At 67.3% G+C, this 17,109-nt stretch carries 14 protein-coding genes; 8 read left to right on the forward strand and 6 right to left on the reverse strand.

Annotation, left to right across the window (positions count from 1 at the left end):
- Positions 1-84: 84 nt before the first annotated feature.
- Together prfB and HW932_RS15210 are read right to left on the reverse strand one after the other, a co-directional pair.
- A protein-coding gene (gene prfB / locus HW932_RS15205) for a peptide chain release factor 2 (RefSeq protein ID WP_176977345.1) occupies positions 85-1,183 on the reverse strand; the annotation gives its coding sequence in 2 pieces (ribosomal slippage) (positions 85-1,107 and positions 1,109-1,183; 1,098 coding nt in all).
- Between the two features lie 103 nt (positions 1,184-1,286).
- Entirely contained in the window at positions 1,287-2,243 is a 957-nt protein-coding gene (locus tag HW932_RS15210) for an acetyltransferase (RefSeq protein WP_176977346.1), read from the reverse strand.
- A 286-nt stretch (positions 2,244-2,529) separates the two neighbouring features.
- Here HW932_RS15210 and ndk point away from each other — a divergent pair, with 286 nt between their 5' ends.
- The 8 genes from ndk (at position 2,530) to der (ending at position 10,728) form a co-directional block, all read left to right on the forward strand.
- Positions 2,530-2,958, forward strand: coding sequence for a nucleoside-diphosphate kinase (gene ndk, locus HW932_RS15215; RefSeq protein ID WP_012970493.1), 429 nt, complete (start codon positions 2,530-2,532; stop codon positions 2,956-2,958).
- Between the two features lie 20 nt (positions 2,959-2,978).
- Positions 2,979-4,076 carry a dual-specificity RNA methyltransferase RlmN gene (gene rlmN / locus HW932_RS15220; protein WP_176977347.1) on the forward strand — a complete coding sequence of 366 codons (1,098 nt, stop codon included), beginning with the start codon at positions 2,979-2,981 and terminating at the stop codon, positions 4,074-4,076.
- Positions 4,073-4,861, forward strand: coding sequence for a type IV pilus biogenesis/stability protein PilW (gene pilW, locus HW932_RS15225; protein ID WP_176977348.1), 789 nt, complete (start codon positions 4,073-4,075; stop codon positions 4,859-4,861). The genes rlmN and pilW overlap by 4 nt, the downstream gene beginning before the upstream one ends.
- A 112-nt stretch (positions 4,862-4,973) precedes the next feature.
- Positions 4,974-6,068 (forward strand): RodZ domain-containing protein, encoded by a 1,095-nt coding sequence (locus HW932_RS15230; RefSeq protein ID WP_176977349.1) that lies wholly within the window; start codon positions 4,974-4,976, stop codon positions 6,066-6,068.
- Positions 6,069-6,112: 44 nt separating this feature from the next.
- A complete protein-coding gene (gene hisS, locus HW932_RS15235; RefSeq protein WP_176977350.1) occupies positions 6,113-7,375 on the forward strand; it encodes a histidine--tRNA ligase in 1,263 nt (420 codons plus the stop codon).
- A gap of 22 nt (positions 7,376-7,397) precedes the next feature.
- Positions 7,398-8,024: a tetratricopeptide repeat protein gene (locus HW932_RS15240; RefSeq protein WP_176977351.1), complete on the forward strand. Its 627-nt coding sequence runs from the start codon at positions 7,398-7,400 to the stop codon at positions 8,022-8,024.
- 17 nt (positions 8,025-8,041) lie between these two features.
- Positions 8,042-9,319 (forward strand): outer membrane protein assembly factor BamB, encoded by a 1,278-nt coding sequence (gene bamB, locus HW932_RS15245; protein ID WP_176977352.1) that lies wholly within the window; start codon positions 8,042-8,044, stop codon positions 9,317-9,319.
- A gap of 5 nt (positions 9,320-9,324) precedes the next feature.
- Entirely contained in the window at positions 9,325-10,728 is a 1,404-nt protein-coding gene (gene der, locus HW932_RS15250; RefSeq protein ID WP_176977353.1) for a ribosome biogenesis GTPase Der, read from the forward strand.
- On the opposite strand, the gene HW932_RS15255 is transcribed toward der, so the two are convergent.
- The 4 genes from HW932_RS15255 to HW932_RS15270 all read right to left on the reverse strand — a co-directional run bounded on the left by HW932_RS15255 (position 10,709) and on the right by HW932_RS15270 (position 17,004).
- Positions 10,709-11,998, reverse strand: coding sequence for a hypothetical protein (locus tag HW932_RS15255; RefSeq protein ID WP_176977354.1), 1,290 nt, complete (start codon positions 11,996-11,998; stop codon positions 10,709-10,711). The genes der and HW932_RS15255 overlap by 20 nt on opposite strands.
- 15 nt (positions 11,999-12,013) lie before the next feature.
- Positions 12,014-12,241, reverse strand: a complete 228-nt coding sequence (locus HW932_RS15260; RefSeq protein WP_176977355.1) for a DUF2249 domain-containing protein — start codon at positions 12,239-12,241, stop codon at positions 12,014-12,016.
- Positions 12,231-12,671, reverse strand: coding sequence for a hemerythrin domain-containing protein (locus HW932_RS15265; protein WP_176977356.1), 441 nt, complete (start codon positions 12,669-12,671; stop codon positions 12,231-12,233). Before HW932_RS15265 ends, HW932_RS15260 begins: the two co-directional genes overlap by 11 nt.
- A gap of 85 nt (positions 12,672-12,756) precedes the next feature.
- Positions 12,757-17,004 (reverse strand): hypothetical protein, encoded by a 4,248-nt coding sequence (locus HW932_RS15270; RefSeq protein WP_176977357.1) that lies wholly within the window; start codon positions 17,002-17,004, stop codon positions 12,757-12,759.
- Positions 17,005-17,109: the final 105 nt, after the last annotated feature.

Here is a 17,109-nt window from a genome sequence, read left to right on the forward strand (position 1 = left end):
TTGGGAGTCTCCAGGTGATCCGGCGATCAGCCGGCGGCCTGGGTCGGCGGCCGGCTGATCGCGCTGGCTGAAACGGACAGCGGTTCAAAGCCCGCTCTTGAGGCTGGCTTCGATGAAGGGGTCGAGATTGCCGTCGAGCACGCCCTGGGTGTTGGCGATCTCCACCCCGGTGCGCAGATCCTTGATGCGCGACTGGTCGAGCACATAAGAACGGATCTGGCTGCCCCAGCCGATGTCGGACTTGGTCTCTTCCAGCGCCTGCTGGCTGGCGCGGCGCTTCTGCATCTCCAGCTCATAGAGCTTGGACTTGAGCTGCTTCATCGCCTGATCCTTGTTCTTGTGCTGCGAACGGTCGTTCTGACACTGGACCACGATGCCGGTCGGGTTGTGGGTGATACGCACCGCCGACTCGGTCCGGTTGACGTGCTGACCGCCGGCGCCGCTGGCGCGATAGACGTCGATGCGCAGGTCGGCCGGGTTGATCTCGATCTCGACCGAGTCGTCGACCTCGGGCGAGACGAACACCGACGAGAAGGACGTATGCCGCCGGTTGCCCGAATCGAAGGGCGACTTGCGCACCAGACGGTGCACGCCGATCTCGGTGCGCAGCCAGCCGAAGGCATAATCGCCCTCGAACTTGACGGTGGCCGACTTGATGCCCGCCACTTCGCCCGCCGAGACCTCCATCAGCTCGGTCTTAAAGCCGCGCCGCTCGCCCCAGCGCAGATACATGCGCAGCAGCATCTCGGCCCAGTCCTGCGCCTCGGTGCCGCCCGAGCCGGCCTGGATGTCGACGAAGGCGTTGCAGGCGTCCATCTCGCCGGAGAACATGCGCCTGAACTCCAGCTCGGACACGCGCGCCTCGTGCTCCTTGAGATCCGCCGCCAGCGAGGCGATGGTGTCCTCGTCGGATTCCTCGGCGGCGAGCGCGAGCAGATCGTCGGCGTCAGCGAGCGCGCCGGTCAACTCGTCGATTGTGAGTACCACGGCTTCCAGCGTGGCGCGCTCGCGCCCCAACGCCTGGGCGCGGCCCGGATCGTTCCAGATGGTCGGATCCTCCAGTTCGCGCAGAACCTCGGTCAGCCGATCCTTGCGTTCGGCGTAGTCAAAGATACCCCCTGAGGGACTCGACACGTCCCTTCAGGTCGGCGATTTGATGGGCGATCGGATTGATGTCGAGCATGAGCAGTCCCGGCCGGATAAAAGTTTGAGATCATAACCCGTCGTCACACGGGCTTTCCAGTGATGGCGAAGCGTGAATGCCAACGCCCGCTGACGACGGGCGTTCAGACGAAGGCCGCGCGGAACGCCTCCATGAAGGCGTCGTAATCGGCCTCGGGCAGATGGTTGATGCCGGCCGCGCCCGTGCGCCCGCCTCCGGTCGGGAAGCGACGGCAGAGCTGGTCGGCGCCCTGAGGACGGGCCACCGGAGCGCGGACACTGACCAGAAAGCCGCCCGCGCTCAGGCGCGTGAGGATGGCGTGCGCCTGTTCGGGCGCCGCCTGAGCCAGTTCATTGGCATAGACACCGCTCGCGCGCCGCGCCCAGGGTTCGGCCGGCAGGATGACGAGACGATGCCGGTCGTCCTCGTATTCGGACTTCAGTGCGCGTGCGCATGCCATGTCATCGGCATAGCCGTCGCGCAGATGCGCGAAGGCTGCCTCTTCGTTGATGAAGTCGAACGGATCGGCGTAGGGCTGGAGACGTCGATAGAGTGCATCCGGCGCAAAGTGCAGATCCTCGATACTGGGGCCGTAACCGTTGTAGTTGAGGCAGATCCCCAGCTCGCGCAGGCGCTCGACCTCGAGCGCGTCCAGACCCAGCGACTCGGCTGCACGCCGCGCCGAGCGATTGAGATTGTCACCGAAGGCGCCGACCACGGCCCAGGCCCGCGCCCGTCCATCGAGATAGGCATCGACCAGCAGACTGGTGCAGACCTCGGGCCGCATGTCCAGATGCGCACTCAGCCCCGGATGCTCCGGGATCTCACCGGGAAAATGATGATCGAAATAGGTCACACGGACGCCGGCCTCCAGCAGAGCACGCAGTGCCACGCCATTCTTTTCCATCGAGAGGTCGAGCACGGTCACTGACTCGGCCTCACCCACGGGAACACGCCCGAGCAGATCGATCTCCCGCTTGGGGCCGGTCACGAGCCGGGTGTCGAGCGGCTCGATCAGCCGCAATTGATGCAGGGCGCACAGCCCGTCGGCATCGCCATTGAAAACGTCGTATCGGCTCATGCAAATCTCTAATCGAATCATGTGCAAGCGTCGCATCGCCATCAGGCTGACGCGTGCGAACGCGCACGACTCTACAACACTCCGGCCGCGATCCAAAGCATCGCGCCATTGCCCGACCACGCCGCTACCATTAGACTTAGGGATCGACCTGACACAGACGTCGCTGGAATCCGTCGGACAGTCCGCGTTCGGACCGGACCAGCCGCCTCCCGACATCGTTCCAATCCGCGTCGAATTCCGACTCTAAACTCCCATTATCAAACGCCCCATTTCGTTAGGAGCCCGCATGGCTATTGAGCGCACCCTTTCCATCATCAAGCCGAACGCCGTCGCCAAGGACGCCATCGGCGCCATCCTCGGCCGCTTCGAGGCCGCCGGTCTCAAGATCGTCGCGGCGCGCATGCTGCACATGAGCCGCGAGCAGGCCAGCGCCTTCTACGCCATCCATCAGGGCAAGCCCTTCTTCGACGAACTGGTCGATTTCATGATCTCCGGCCCGGTGATGGTGCAGGTGCTGGAGGGCGAGGACGCCGTGGCCAAGAACCGCGAGATCATGGGCGCCACCAACCCGGCCCAGGCCGCACCCGGCACCATCCGCGCCGACTTCGCCGACTCCTTCACCGAGAACGCCGCGCACGGCTCGGACTCGCCCGAGAACGCCGCCGTCGAAATCGCTTTCTTCTTCCCCGAGGGCGTCTGCCCCCGCACCCGCTGATCGAGACGATCAGGACTGCCATGAGCGCCACGCAAGCCAAACCCAATCCGCTCGACCTCGACCTCGCCGGTTGCGAGTCGCTGGTGACGGCGCTCGGCTTCAAGGCGTTCCATGGCCGCAATCTCTTCAAGTGGATGCACAAGCATGGCGTCGTCGACTTCGACGCCATGACCGATCTGCCCAAGAGCCTGCGCACCGTCCTGCTCGATACGGTCGAGATCCGGCTGCCGCGCATCCTCCAGACCCATCCCTCCGCCGACGGCACCGTCAAGTGGGTGATGGCGCTGGACGACGGGCAACGGGTCGAGACCGTGTTCATCCCCGAGGGCAAGCGCAGCACCATCTGCGTGTCCTCGCAGGTCGGCTGTGCGCTCGAATGCGCCTTCTGCGCCACCGCGCGCCAGGGCTTCAACCGCAACCTGAGCGTCGCCGAGATCATCGGTCAGGTCTGGCATGCCGCGCGCCAGCTCGGCGCCGCACCGACCAACGTGGTCATGATGGGCATGGGCGAGCCGCTGGCCAACTTCGAGGCGGCGGTCAAGGCCATGGACGTCATGCAGGACGATCTGGCCTACATGCTGGCCAAGCAGCGCGTGACCCTGAGCACCTCGGGCATCGTGCCCAACATCTACCGGCTGCGCGAGGTCAGCGACGTCTCCCTGGCCGTCTCGCTGCACGCGCCCAACGATGCACTGCGCGATGAGCTGGTGCCGATCAACCGCAAGTATCCGCTCGCCGAGCTGATTCCCGCCTGCAAGCACTATGTCGCCGGCGACAAGCGGCGCAAAGTGACCTGGGAATACGTGATGCTCGACGGCATCAACGACAGCCCGGCTCACGCCAAGCAGCTCATCCGGCTGCTCGAAGGCGTGCCGTCCAAAGTCAATCTGATTCCCTTCAACCCCTTCACCGGCAGCGATTTCGGCACCTCGCCGCCGGATCGGGTCGAGACCTTCCGCGAGCGGCTGGCCCGTTCGGGGATCTTCGCCATGACGCGCAAGACCCGTGGCGATGAGATCGCCGCCGCCTGCGGACAACTGGTCGGGCGTGTCCAGGATCGTACCGGACGGCTCGGGCGCGTCCGGGTCGAGACGGACACGCGGGCGGGTCTGCGATGACGCTGCACGGATTCGCTCCACGCCTGCCGCTGGTGCTCGGCCTCTGCCTGACGCTGCTGGCCTGTGGCGGCAAGTCGCCCCTGAAAACGGGCGACACGGAACTGGGCCTGACCCCGGATGACAGTCCGGCCAAGCTCTATGTCGATCTGGCCAAGGAATACCATCGGCTGGGACAGACCGAGGTCGCCCTGCGCCGTGCCCAACAGGCCGTCAAGACCGATGACAAATATGCACCGGCGCACGTCTGGCTGGCTTTCCTGCTCGAACAGTTGCAGCAGACCGACGAGGCGGCCAAGCACTATGAGCGCGCCATCCGGCTCGCCCCGAACAACCCGGACGTGCTCAATGCCTACGGCTCCTTCCTGTGCAATCAGCGCCGTTATGCCGAGGCCGATGCCCAGTTCGTCAAGGCCGCCGCCAACCCCGTCTACGCCGCGCCCTGGATCGCCCTGACCAATGCCGGCAACTGCGCCGTCGAGGCGGGTGACACGACTAAAGCCGAGACCCATTACCGTGCGGCCCTACAGGCGAACGCCGGTTTCGGCGCACCGCTGGCCAGTCTCGCCGAGCTGACGATGAAGCGCGGCGACGCCAAGGGCGCCAAGGACTACATCGACCGTTATTTCAAACCGGAGACGGTGCGCACGCCTGCCGCCTCACGCACCGCCCTCCAGGTCGGTATCGAGGCCGAGCGCGCGCTCGGCAACCGCAAGCGCGCCGCCTTCTATCAAGACGCCCTGAAAAAGAACTTCCCCGACCCGGCGACGACGGGCCGCGTCCCCTAGATGACCAAGACGAGACCGACCAGGCCGCCTCCTTGGCGTTCGCCGCCGGCCGATCCCGCGAATCGCCCAGTCAAGTGATACCGCACTTTGAAAACCGACCATTGATCACGCCATGAGTCCATCGATCAACACCACGCCGTCAGACGATCCCAACATGCTGGAGCCAAACGACACCCCGGGTCGCCGACTGCGGGCGCTGCGTGAGTCGCGCAAACTCGACATCGAGCGGGTTGCGGCTCAGCTCCATTTGCAGCGCTATGTCGTGGAGGCGATCGAGGGCGATCAGTACGAGCGTCTGCCGGCGCCCGTGTTCGTCGTCGGTTATCTCAAGAACTACGCTCGGCTCCTGGGGGCCGACCCGGCGCCCATCGTCACGGCCTATCGCGCCATGGTTCCGACCCGTGAGGTCGGTCTGAGCCATGCCCTGAGCGTCCCGGACGATTCCTCGCAGTCGTCCGGGGGCGGCCGCTTGGTCTGGGTGATCGCCGTCCTGCTGATCGGCGTCGTCGCCGGAGCGGGCGCACTCTGGTTGCGCGGACAGAGCGATTCCGCGTTGCAATCGGATGCGCTCGCCCTGTCGCCCAAGGGCGAGGAGTCGGCGAGCACGGTCGCCGCACCCGCCACGCCTTCGGATACGTCCGGTGCGACCACGGCGGCGAATACCGTGACGCCCGCGCCCGCCTCCTCTCGCCCCGCTCCCGAGTCGACGATCGCCGCGCCTCCCGAGAGCATCCCGCTCCGAGGCACGCAATCCCCGTCGCCTGCCGGCGCGACTCCAGCCGAACCCGCCGCGCCGACCACCCCGGCGCCCGCAGAGACGCTCGTCGCCGCCAGTACGCTGACGAGCGCTCAGAGCACGCCCGAAGAGGCGCCCGAGGATGGCGATGAGGCATCGGACGCGGAAACGCAGACCGAATCCGTGACGGAAGAACCGGCTCCCGAACCCGAACCGACCTCCACCGAGGTCGTGCTCGAGTTCACCGGCACCTCCTGGATCGACGTACGCGGCGCCGGTGGCGGCGTGGTGCTCAATGGCGAGATGCGCTCGGGGGATCGGCGCGTGCTCGATGGGGAACCGCCCTACAAATTCGTCATCGGCAATACCTCCGCGACCCAGTTGACGATCGGTGGTCGCCCCTTCGATCTCCAGCGTCGCGCCCGTGGCAATGTCGCGCGCTTCACGCTCGATCCGAGTTCTTTCGAATGACCCGTTGGCTGGATTCCGGCCGACCCTGACCTGCGCCCTCATCCATGAGCAAATACATCCAAGCCATCCGCGGGATGCACGACATCCTGCCGGAGCGCATCGCCATCTGGCACCGTATCGAGGAAGCCGCGCGCGAGGTGCTGGCCGGCTATGGCTACAGCGAGATCCGCACGCCACTGGTCGAGGTGACGGAGCTGTTCAAGCGCTCCATCGGCGAAGTGACCGACATCGTCGAGAAGGAGATGTACAGCTTCGCCGATCGTCATGGCGACAGTCTCAGTCTGCGTCCCGAGGGGACGGCGAGCTGCGTGCGCGCCGCCATCGAGCACGGTCTGCTGGTGCAGCCGCAGCGACTCTGGTATCAGGGACCGATGTTCCGCTACGAGCGCCCGCAGCGCGGACGCTATCGTCAGTTCCATCAGATCGGCGTGGAAGCCTTCGGGCTGGCCGGTCCCGACATCGACGTCGAAGTCATCCTGCTGACGGCGCGGCTGTGGCGGCGTCTGGGACTCGACAGCTTCCGGCTGGAGATCAACACCCTGGGCGACAGCGCCGAGCGTCAGGTCTATCGCGAGCGACTGGTGGACTATCTCCAGGCGCGCGCCGACCGGCTCGACGCCGACAGCCAGCGGCGCCTGAGCACCAATCCGCTGCGCATCCTGGACTCCAAGCACCCCGAGACCCAGCGGCTGCTGGTCGACGCACCCAGTCTCATGGACGTCCTGGGCGAGGAGACGCGCGCGCACTTCGAGCGTCTGCGTGCCGGACTCGATGCCGCCGGCATCGACTACCAGATCAACCCGCGTCTGGTGCGCGGTCTGGACTATTACAATCGCACCGTCTTCGAGTGGATCACCGAGGATCTCGGTGCTCAGGGGACGGTCTGCGCCGGCGGGCGCTATGATGGTCTGGTCGAGCAGCTCGGCGGGCGACCGACCCCGGCGGTCGGCTTCGCCATGGGGCTGGAACGGCTGGTCGAGATCCTGGAGCAGTCCGGATTCGCCCCCGAGCGGCGCCTCGACGCCTATCTGGTCGCCGTCGGCGAACGCGCCGAAGCGGCAGCGCCCGCGCTGGCCGAGCGACTGCGCGATGCCCTGCCCCGTCTGCGTCTACAGTCCAACTGCGGCGGCGGCAGCTTCAAGAGCCAGTTCAAGAAAGCCGACAAGAGCGGGGCGCGCTTCGCCCTGATCCTGGGCGACGAGGAACTGGAACGCGGCGTCATCGGCGTGAAAGATCTGCGCGGCGAGTCCGGGCAGCGCGAGCTGCGTCACGAGGACGTGGCCGCCTTCCTCACCGAGATGCTTTGACCCCCTATTGACGGAGACTGTCGTGAGCTACGAAACCGACGACGAAAAAGTCGAGGCGATCAAGACCTGGTGGAAAGACAATGGTCTGTCGGTGATCGCCGGCGCGGCCATCGGTCTGGGTGCCATCTGGGGCTGGCGCTTGTGGATCGGCCATCAGGAGAGCACCGCCAGCCAGGCGTCCATGGCCTTCGAGCAATTGATGCTCGATGCCGCCGACAAGCAGACCGAGGCGGTGAGCAAGCAGATCGACCGGCTTGAGGACGACTTCGGCTCCACGCCCTACACGGCGCTCGGCGCCCTGGTCGCGGCCAAGGCGCTCCATGAGGCTGGCCAGACGGCCGAGGCCATGACCGCGCTCCAGAACGCGATCGACACCGCCCCCGATCCGGCCATCGCGCGTCTGGCCGCGCTGCGTCTGGCGCGTCTCCAGTTCGCTGAGAACCAGCTCGACGCGGCGGCCAAGACGCTCGACAAATACGACGTCAGCCCCGCCTTCGCCGGCGAGTTCGCTGCCGTGCGTGGCGACATCGCCGCCGCGCGCGGTGATCTGGACGCGGCGCGCGCGGCCTATCAGCGTGCGATCGAGTCGGGCAGCAGCCTCTCGCAACTGATCCGACTCAAGCTCGACAACCTGCCTGCCGCCGGTTGAGCGGCCCGGATACCGCCATGATGAGACTTCGCTTCGGATCTTCGCTCTTGCGGCTCAGCCTGGTTTTGTTGCCGGCCCTGTTGCTGACCGGCTGTGGCGGTATTCCCTGGTTCGGCAAGGAGAAAGACCCGACACCGCCCTCCCCGCTACCGCCCCTGGCGCAGGAGACGCGGTTCGACACGCTCTGGTCGACACGCCCGACGCGCGGCACCGAGGGGCGGCGGCTCTATCTGGTTCCGGCGCTCGCCGATGGGCGGCTCTATGTCGCCGATGCGCGCGGCCGGGTGGTGGCACTCGCCGCCGACTCGGGACGCGAACTCTGGCAGCGTGACACGGGTCTGGCCTTCAGCGGCGGACCGGACGTGGCCGGCGAGCGTCTGGTGCTCGGCACCAGCCAGGGCGAGCTGGTCGCGCTCTCGACCCAGGACGGGCATGAACTCTGGCGCGCCCAGCTCGGCAGCGAGGTGCTCTCGGTACCGCGTCTGGGGGCCGATGGTCGGGTCTTCGTCCATACGCTCGACGACAGTCTTCATGGGCTGGACGCCGCGACCGGCCAGAGCCAGTGGCGCATCGACTATCCGCCGCCGGTCCTGACCCTGCGCGGCAGCAGCACCCCGGCCCTGACCGAGAACGGGATCATCGTCGGACTCTCGGGCGGCAAGCTGGTCAAGCTCGATCCCAAGGACGGTCTGCCGCTCTGGGAAGTGACCGTCACCCGTCCGAGCGGACGCTCTGAACTGGCGCGCATCGCCGACATCGATGCCGATCCGGTCGTGGTCGGCCCGACGGTCTATGTCGGCGCCTACAATGGCGATCTGGCGGCGGTGGATCTCGAGTTCGGTGAAGTGCTGTGGCGGCGTGAACTCTCGGCTCATGCAGGACTGGTGGCCGACGACGGCGGACTCTATGTGACCGACTCCCAGGATCAGGTCTGGGCCGCCGAGATGGCCGATGGCTCTGGGCGCTGGAAGCAGGATCAACTGCGCTATCGTCGGCTCACCGCACCCGCGTTGCTCGGCGAACGGCTGCTGGTCGGTGACTTCGAGGGCTATCTGCATCTGCTCGACAAGCGTGATGGGCGACTGGTGGGGCGGATGCGTCTGACCAAGGCCGGCATCACCGCCCGCCCGCTGGTCGCGGGCAACCGCGTCTATGTCTATGCCGACGACGGCACGCTCGCCGCGCTGACGCTCGGTGCGACGACAACCGTACCGACCAAGGCCTCTCAGGCCCCCAAGGCGGAGCCGGAATCCACACCGCCCGCCACTCAACCCACCACCCAAGGGAAGCGCTGATCCGCATGTTGCCCGTCATCACTCTGATCGGCCGCCCGAACGTCGGCAAATCGACGCTGTTCAACCGTCTCACGCGCACCCGTGATGCGCTGGTCGCCGACTTCCCCGGTCTGACGCGCGACCGGCAGTACGGCATCGGGCGCATCGGGCCGCGTCCCTATGTCATCGTCGACACCGGCGGCATCGGCAGCGCCGCCGAGGGCGTCGAGGCACTGATGGAACGCCAGGTCCAGCGCGCCGTCGAGGAAGCCGACCATCTGCTGTTCCTGGTCGACACCCGGGACGGCTGCACGCCCGAGGACATCGACATCGCCCAGCGGCTGCGCCGGCTCGGCAAGCCGATCACCCTGGTCGTGAACAAGAGCGACACCATGGATCCGACGCTGGCCGTGACCGACTTCCATCGGCTCGGACTGGGCGATCCCTGGGCGGCGTCGGCGACTCAGGGTCTGGGCATCCGCGGACTCATCGACCATGTCTTCGAGCAGCTTCCAGAGGGCACGGACGAGGACGCGGCGCAGAACGAGGACGACCGGATCAAGGTCGCGGTCGTCGGACGCCCGAACGCGGGCAAGTCGACGCTCATCAACCGGCTGCTCGGCGAGGAGCGGCAGGTCACGTTCGACAGTCCGGGCACCACGCGCGACAGTATCTTCATCCCCTTCGAGCGGCCCGGCCACGACCAGCGTTACACCCTGATCGACACCGCCGGACTGCGCCGGCGCGCGCGCGTCCATGACCCGATCGAGAAGTTCAGCGTCATCAAGACCCTGCAAGCGATCGAAGAGGCCAACGTCATCATCCTGGTGATCGACGCCCATGAGGGCATCGGTGAGCAGGACGCCACGCTCGCCGGGCATATCATCGAGAGCGGGCGGGCGCTGGTGGTGGCGATCAACAAATGGGACGGGCTGGACCCGGATGCACGCAACCGGGTGCGCGATCAGTTCGCGCGCAAGCTGGCGTTTCTGGATTTCGCCAAGCTGCACCGGGTCTCGGCGCTGTACGGCAGCGGCGTCGGCCATGTGCTCGACGATGTCGATCTGGCCTATGCCAATGCCACCCGCGACCTGTCGACGCCTGAGCTGACCCGGCTGCTGGAAGCGGCGGTGATGGAGCATCAGCCGCCGCTGGTCCATGGCCGGCGTATCAAACTGCGCTATGCCCATCAGGGCGGGCGCAATCCGCCGATCATCGTCATCCACGGCAACCAGACCGACGTGGTGCCCGAGACCTACAAGCGGTATCTCATCAACCGGTTCCGCAAGGAACTCGACCTGCTCGGCACCCCGTTACGGCTGGAGTTCAAGAGCGGTTCCAATCCCTATCAGGGCAAGCGCAACACGCTCACGGCGCGTCAGATCGCCAAGAAGCAGCGGCTCAAGCGTTTCACTGAGCGCAAGAAGTGAGGAAACGCCGTCCGATCTGGAGATGACGCCGATAGCAGCCGAGTTGGAGCCAGCTCAGCAGGGCGGCGGCGCTCATCATCATGAGTGCGCCGAGCGGCGTCAGCCAGACCGTTTCAGGCCAGACGGCCGCCAGCGTCAGCGCCAGCAGTGCGCTCAGATGCAGCCCGAACTGCACGCGCGCCCAGCGCTCGGGGATGAACGCCTGCATGTGCGGCAGCCGCACGTCGAAACGCCGCGCCGCGACCTGCCGATGCTGAAGATGGAACCAGCTCAGAAACGGCATGATCTTGAACAGCATCCCGCTCGGCAGTCCGAGGCCGACGCCGACCAGGACCAGTACGCCGACCAGTTCCGCTCGTCCGTCTGACAGCCAGACCACGGCGGCCAGCAATACGCTCAGCATGGCGCTCCACCAGTGCAGCAGCGTGACATCGATACGCGGACGCTCGCGCCGGCGCTGCTGGTCCAGCGTCACCAGCGCGAAGATGGCCAGAACTCCGACGGCGGACCCGAATCCCCAGACCGCCAGACCGCCCCAGCCCATGAGCGTCGCGGCTGTAGCCAGCAGCAGGCCGCTCAGGATCACCCAGGCCGCCGGTCGCGCCAGCCAGGCCGGATAGGCCGGTGTGACATGGAACATGGGCACCACCTGATAGCCGACGCCCAGGATCAGCATTCCGACCCAGCCGAGCAGCGCCCAGCCGAGATGCAGATCGACCCAGGCCGTCAGTCCGCCGATCGGCACGCCGAGCAGACCGGCCACCAGCAGCACGCCGAGCAGCAGCGTCATCAGTAGCCCGAAGAGCGCCAGCCGCATCGCCTGGAGCGTGCGCGGTGCACCCCGGCCACGCGCGAGCGCGACCCCGGCGGCGCCCATGAACACCGCCAGACCGACCGCGAGCGCACCGCCCCCCAGACTGAGCCAGACGGCCCCGCCCCACTGGAGTCCGACCGCGAGCGCCAGCGTTCCCAGGATCAGGAACACCTGTACCAGCGGCGCAATCCAGGCGGCCCCCGGCACGCGCGCGCCGATCAGAACCGGCAGCATCTGGAACAAGGCGCCCAGCATCACCTGGGTCAGAAAACCGAGCGCGATCAGATGGGTCAGCGCCAGGGCGCTCGGCGACCAGCGCGTGAGCAACGCCGCCTCGCCCTGCCACAGCAGCAGCGCACCCGCCAGGAAAACGAAGAACGGCGCGGCCAGGAAGAAGGCGAAAGGCACCCGAATCGGCGGGGCCTGATCCAGACTCAGTCCAGCGGTATTGAGCACAGTACGATCTCCGCTTCAGGACCAGATGAGGATCTCGAAATACTCGTCCGCACCCTCGGTGTGCCACTGATAGCCCAGACGGCGCAGCAGATCGTAGAGCGGAAACGGCTCGCGCCGATGCACGACCCGCAGTCGAGCGTCCCTGGGCATGTCAGCGAGCGTATCGAGGATGCGTTCGAGCGGCTCGGGCGGTTCGAGCCGGCGCACATCGAGTTCAAGCGTCTCGCCGGTCTCAGGACTCACGCGCCACCAGCCCGGCGATCTCGGTCGCCTGATCGCGCAGCGCGCCATCGGCCATGGGATAGAGCACGATCTCTTCCTTGGAGTTGTGCTGCTGGGTGAGGAAATGGAAGGTCTCCAGCACGCCCTGACAGGTGTCGCGGTCGCGCTGGGCCACCGCCTCGCCTAGATCGCTGAGCAGGGCGCGCATCTGAGCGTGCTCGGAGCACATGACCTCGATCGGATTGGACGCGACCCGATAGATGCTCGCCAGACGTGGGAAGAGCGTCTGTTCCTCGACGTCGAAATGATGGTTGACGGTCGAGATCAGCGCCTCGGACGCCTGGCCGATGACCGCCCAGTCGCCGCTGGTCAGGCTCTTCTCGGCGGCAGCCAACAGATGGTCGCAGGCATGATGATCGTGGGTGAAGGCTTCGGTGATGATGGAAGACATGGTTGGATCGACTCGCTGGATGACTGGATGAACGAAGGCTGGGCGCGATTCTGCAAGGCGGCGGCAAGCGCCGCCTTGATCTGGATCATCCGCGCCCGGCCCCGTGCTCCCGGCCATAGCCGTCGAGCCGCAGTGGTTCGGATTCGGGATCCGGCCCAGTCCCCGGCTTGGGTCGATCCAGCCAGGGACTCGGATGCGCGAATCCCTGCCAGCCCCAGCGCAGCCAGTCGAGCAGACGCACCGCCAGCCACAGCGCCCAGGCGAGCATGAGTGCGCGATAGACCCACAGCGGCAACGAGATCACCCAGACCTCGGGCAGACGCGGTCCGCCGCGATCCTGATACCAGTTCAACAGGGTTGCACTGGAGCCATGACCGCGGATCCACATCTCGGGATGACCAAGCAGACCCTGCTGGACGGCGCCGATCAGGGCCGACAGCGCCAGGAGTGTGAACAGCACCAGTCCGAACTGGAGCAGATTGAAACGCCACCAGAGCACGCCGGCCGTATTCAGACGCCCGCGCCAGCCGAGCGCGAACAGCCAGCCGCCGATCAAGAGCGCCACCCAGACCTCGGACAGCGCCAGCCCGAGACCGAGCAACAGCCAGTCGTACCAGCGCAGCGGCGTCAGACGCACCCGCCCGAGCACCAGCGCCACGCCGACCAGCACCACGAACAGCCCCCAGAACAACACCGCCGGCCCGATCCCCGGCCCCCAGGCGAACAGCACCCAGCGATCGTCGGGCAGGTGCAGGCGCTGGGTGATATTGACCGCCGTCTGTCCCAGATCCGGGCTGGCCGGGCTGAAGCTCGGTGTCAGCGGTGACTCCAGACGCCAGCCGACCAGCATCTCCTGCGTGCCCGGCGCCAACGGCAGTTCGACCTGGGTCGTCTGGCCGCTCGGTAGCGGCAGGGTGCGGCCATCGACGCTCAGGGTTCGGGTCTCGGCGCCTTCGGGCAACTGGAGCCTGTAGACACCGCCCTGAGTGCTGCGCGCCGTCAGGGTCAGGGTCGTGTCCGTGCCGCGCCGCCCCGGCTCGACCTGGACGTCGACCCGATCCAACGTCAACGTGGGTCCGGGCACACCCTCTGGACGACTGATCCGCAGACGAAGGGACTCGCCGGGCAGCGGACGCCAGTGCGGCAGCCAGCGCTCGCCCTGGCCCCGATGATGGATCGGGGCCAGATCCATGCTGTCCAGATGCCAGATCGGGCTGAGATCCAGCCACCAGGATTCGGTCAGGCGCGGATCCGTGCCGGCCGTCAATTCGAGTTCAGCCACGGGTTTGAGGCTGGAGGTCCAGCGTAGCTCGGTCTGTCCCGGAGCGAGCGCGACCCGAACCTGTCCGCCCTCGACCTGGAGGGCCGCCGTCTGGACCGATTCGCCGGGCAGCAGCGGTACTGGAACCAGCGCCGGAAACTCGGGCGCCGAGAGCCGACTGACCCGCGTCTCGACTCGCCAGTCGAGTCCGAATTCGAGCCGGCGTTCGATCAGGAGCAGCGGCGGCAGTGCATCCTGAGTCAATGGCCGTTCGCCTTCGGACTCGGCGCTCGCCAGACGGATCAGCTGGATCTGGCGTCCAGGCCGGCCATCGGTACGGATACCCTCGACCCGCCAGCCGTCGGCCGCGACGACCTCGACCCGGCGCGGATCGAGCGCCAGCGGGAGGTCGATGCGCGTCTCGGCCCCAAGCGCGCCGGTCAACTGCAACCGATGCCGGCCCGGATCGAGCGGGATCAACAGACGTCCATCGCTGTCGCGGCGCAGACGTTCCAGCACGACGCCATCGAGCACCACCGAACTCGGCGACCAGCCCGAGCGGGCATCGAGGAACTCGGCGGCCATCGCCGTCGCCGCGTCCAGGGTCAGATCCAGGGTCAAACGCTCCGGTTCGGCGCGCAGGGCGAGGCTGGCGAGCGTCAGGCATTCGGGCAGACATTCAGGGGGGGCGAGCAGGCGGGTGCGCAATTCGTCCAGGAGGGCCGGACTCGGGAAGTCGGCGGCCAGGGTCGGACGTGGGGTCAGAGCGGCCCCCAGCATCAGGGCCAGTGCCAACAGCGACAGCGGAGCACCGGCGCGAAACTGGGTCTGCCAGCGCTGTTTCAGGTCCGCCCCCGAGAGATTCAGGTCCGACAACCGCAGTCCCAGAGCGACCAGCAACAGTCCAGCGACGATCACCAGCACGAGGTGCCAGCCCGGCGTCAGCCACCAGAGTCGCGCCCCATCGTTCGGTCCGACGGGTCCGGTCCAGCTCAGATCGACCTGACGCCACTGCCAGTCCGGAATCCCCGGTCCGGTCTGGACCAGGGCCTTGGGGTCGAGCCGTTCCAGAGGCGGCGGTGGCGCGGCTGGAGACGCCAGGGATGAGGGGGCGTAGACCTTGCCTTCACGACGTGCCGGCTCCGGTTCGGCTTGAGGCAAGAGTGCGTCCGACTCCGTCAGCGTCTTCTCGAAGGCGAAGGTCGGTGCCGGTGCTCGGGCGCCTGCCACGCCGCCGGTCGAACTCCAGTACGGCTGGGCGAGCTGCGGATAGAGTCCGCCGCGGACCTCGGAGACCAGGAAGGGCAGGCCGATCGCCAGCAGTGCAAGCACGGCCAGCCGCCGATACCAGAGCACGAAGGTGCGCCAGCGCGCCAGCCCGCGCGATTCGCTCTGATCGGGCAGCAGACGCAACAATGCAGCCGCCGCCAGCAGATGCAGCCATACCAGACGCGGCGCACCGGGTTCGAGCCAGGTGAGCGCCAGCGTCACGAGCGCCAGCGCACCCCAACCCAGTCCCCACAGACGCCCGACGCCGAGCGCCAGGATCAGCACCAGGAACAGATCGAGCAGGGTCCAGCGCGTCAGCCAGGTGTCGGGACGATTGTCGACCCCGGAGACGGCCAGCAGATCCCAGCCCGGCGGCAGATGCAGCCGGCTGGTCGCGCCGTCGAGCACCAGCGACCAGCCCGAGGCCGGTATCCAGTCGGATTTGGCGCCAAGACGGCTGTCGGCGACCAGATCCAGGCGCCCGCGCCGCACCTCGACACCGGGCGGTGCGTCGGCATCGAGCCGGGTGATGAGCACCGGCTCGTCATCGACCCGCGCCTGACCCAGATCGAGACCGGGCGCGGCCTCCAGCCGCCAGCTTCGGGTCAGATCGCCGTCGAGACGATCGCGCGCGCTATAGCCCTGTCCGTCGAAGTCGAGCCAGATCTCGCGCGCGAGCCGCAGTCGGTCCGGTTCGGGGTCCGTGTCGCCGCGTCCCTGCTGGGTGAATGTGAGGACCGCACCTGGGCCGGCCGCATAGACCGGCAGCCGTGCCCAATCGCCCGGAAGCCCTGTCTGGCTCGGGTCGAGCCTCTCCAGGCCGGACAGCTCGACCCGACGGCGTTCGGGCTGGGCGGCGAAGGCCCAGACCTCGCGCTCGGGCCAGGGCGCGGTCAGGTCGGTCGGTCGCGCCAGTCGGGTCACAGCGCCCGGATGGTGACTCGCGACTTCCAGCACCCAGCGTCCGGGACGCACCTGGACGCGCAGCGTCCCATCCGACTCCAGGCGGGTCGGCAGGGGACTGACGACGTTCGAGGGGATGCCGGCCGGCAGCAGGACCGGGCCGAGCTGGATCTCGCGGGCGCGTCCGGAGACCTCCAGTTCGAGCCGGGTCAGGACGCGCAATGGCAGATCGTCATCGAGACGTCGATAGACCTCCAGCCGCAGACGATCGCCCTCCCCGTCCGCGCGCGTCTGACCGGGATCGCGCAACCAGAGACGCGCGTCCCGGTCCAGTCGCGGCGAGATCGGTGCACGTCCATCGAGCGCCAGGGTCAGGAGGCCGGTCTCGGGGGGCAGCGGCAGGGATTCGGGACGCTCGCGCCACTGGAAGCGTCCGGTCAGACGATGTCGGCCGGCGGGTAGCTGGGCCGCTGGACGTCCATCGCGCGCCACGACCGGCAGTGGCACGTCATCGGCGCGCACGTCCTGCGGCCAGAGATCGACGTCGCCCGGCAGCGCGATCCAGTCCTCGGCCTTCAGCTCCCAGACCTGCTCGAAGCGACCGCCCCTGGCGTCCAGTTCGAGCTGCAACAGACCCGGCCAGGCGCAGAGCCGATTCACACCACGCGCATCCAGCGGACAGGCACGGCGGTCGCGCCCGTTCGGTCCCTGCTCCAGCACCCAGGGAACCCAGGGTTCGAGTGACTTGGGGATCGCGATCCCGGTACTTTCGTCGCTGCCCGATCGAGTCGTGGACTCGGCGGGCTGGAACAGAGTTTGGGCTTCGGCACGCGCCAGCGGTAGCGCCAATACCAGGAGAACCATCCATACGGCAAACCGTCCGGGACTGGAGCCTGACATACCTGGACCTCGTCGGGTTGAATCGAACCACGCCATGATCGGAAACGAGCATAGCATGGTGCGACGAGGCCGGATGGCCGAACCCGCGCGCGTCGGGTTCGGCAC

Source organism: Allochromatium humboldtianum (assembly GCF_013385175.1).
In the GTDB taxonomy this organism is placed as follows: Bacteria; Pseudomonadota; Gammaproteobacteria; order Chromatiales; family Chromatiaceae; genus Thermochromatium; species Thermochromatium humboldtianum.

Bases quoted from the DNA above. Each gene is read 5' to 3' on its own strand.
- rlmN (WP_176977347.1), top strand. From the start codon at position 2,979: ATGAGCGCCACGCAAGCCAAACCCAATCCGCTCGACCTCGACCTCGCC.
- HW932_RS15210 (WP_176977346.1), bottom strand. From the start codon at position 2,243: ATGAGCCGATACGACGTTTTCAATGGCGATGCCGACGGGCTGTGCGCC.
- bamB (WP_176977352.1), top strand. From the start codon at position 8,042: ATGATGAGACTTCGCTTCGGATCTTCGCTCTTGCGGCTCAGCCTGGTT.
- pilW (WP_176977348.1), top strand. From the start codon at position 4,073: ATGACGCTGCACGGATTCGCTCCACGCCTGCCGCTGGTGCTCGGCCTC.
- hisS (WP_176977350.1), top strand. From the start codon at position 6,113: ATGAGCAAATACATCCAAGCCATCCGCGGGATGCACGACATCCTGCCG.
- ndk (WP_012970493.1), top strand. From the start codon at position 2,530: ATGGCTATTGAGCGCACCCTTTCCATCATCAAGCCGAACGCCGTCGCC.
- HW932_RS15265 (WP_176977356.1), bottom strand. From the start codon at position 12,671: ATGTCTTCCATCATCACCGAAGCCTTCACCCACGATCATCATGCCTGC.
- HW932_RS15270 (WP_176977357.1), bottom strand. From the start codon at position 17,004: ATGTCAGGCTCCAGTCCCGGACGGTTTGCCGTATGGATGGTTCTCCTG.
- der (WP_176977353.1), top strand. From the start codon at position 9,325: ATGTTGCCCGTCATCACTCTGATCGGCCGCCCGAACGTCGGCAAATCG.
- HW932_RS15230 (WP_176977349.1), top strand. From the start codon at position 4,974: ATGAGTCCATCGATCAACACCACGCCGTCAGACGATCCCAACATGCTG.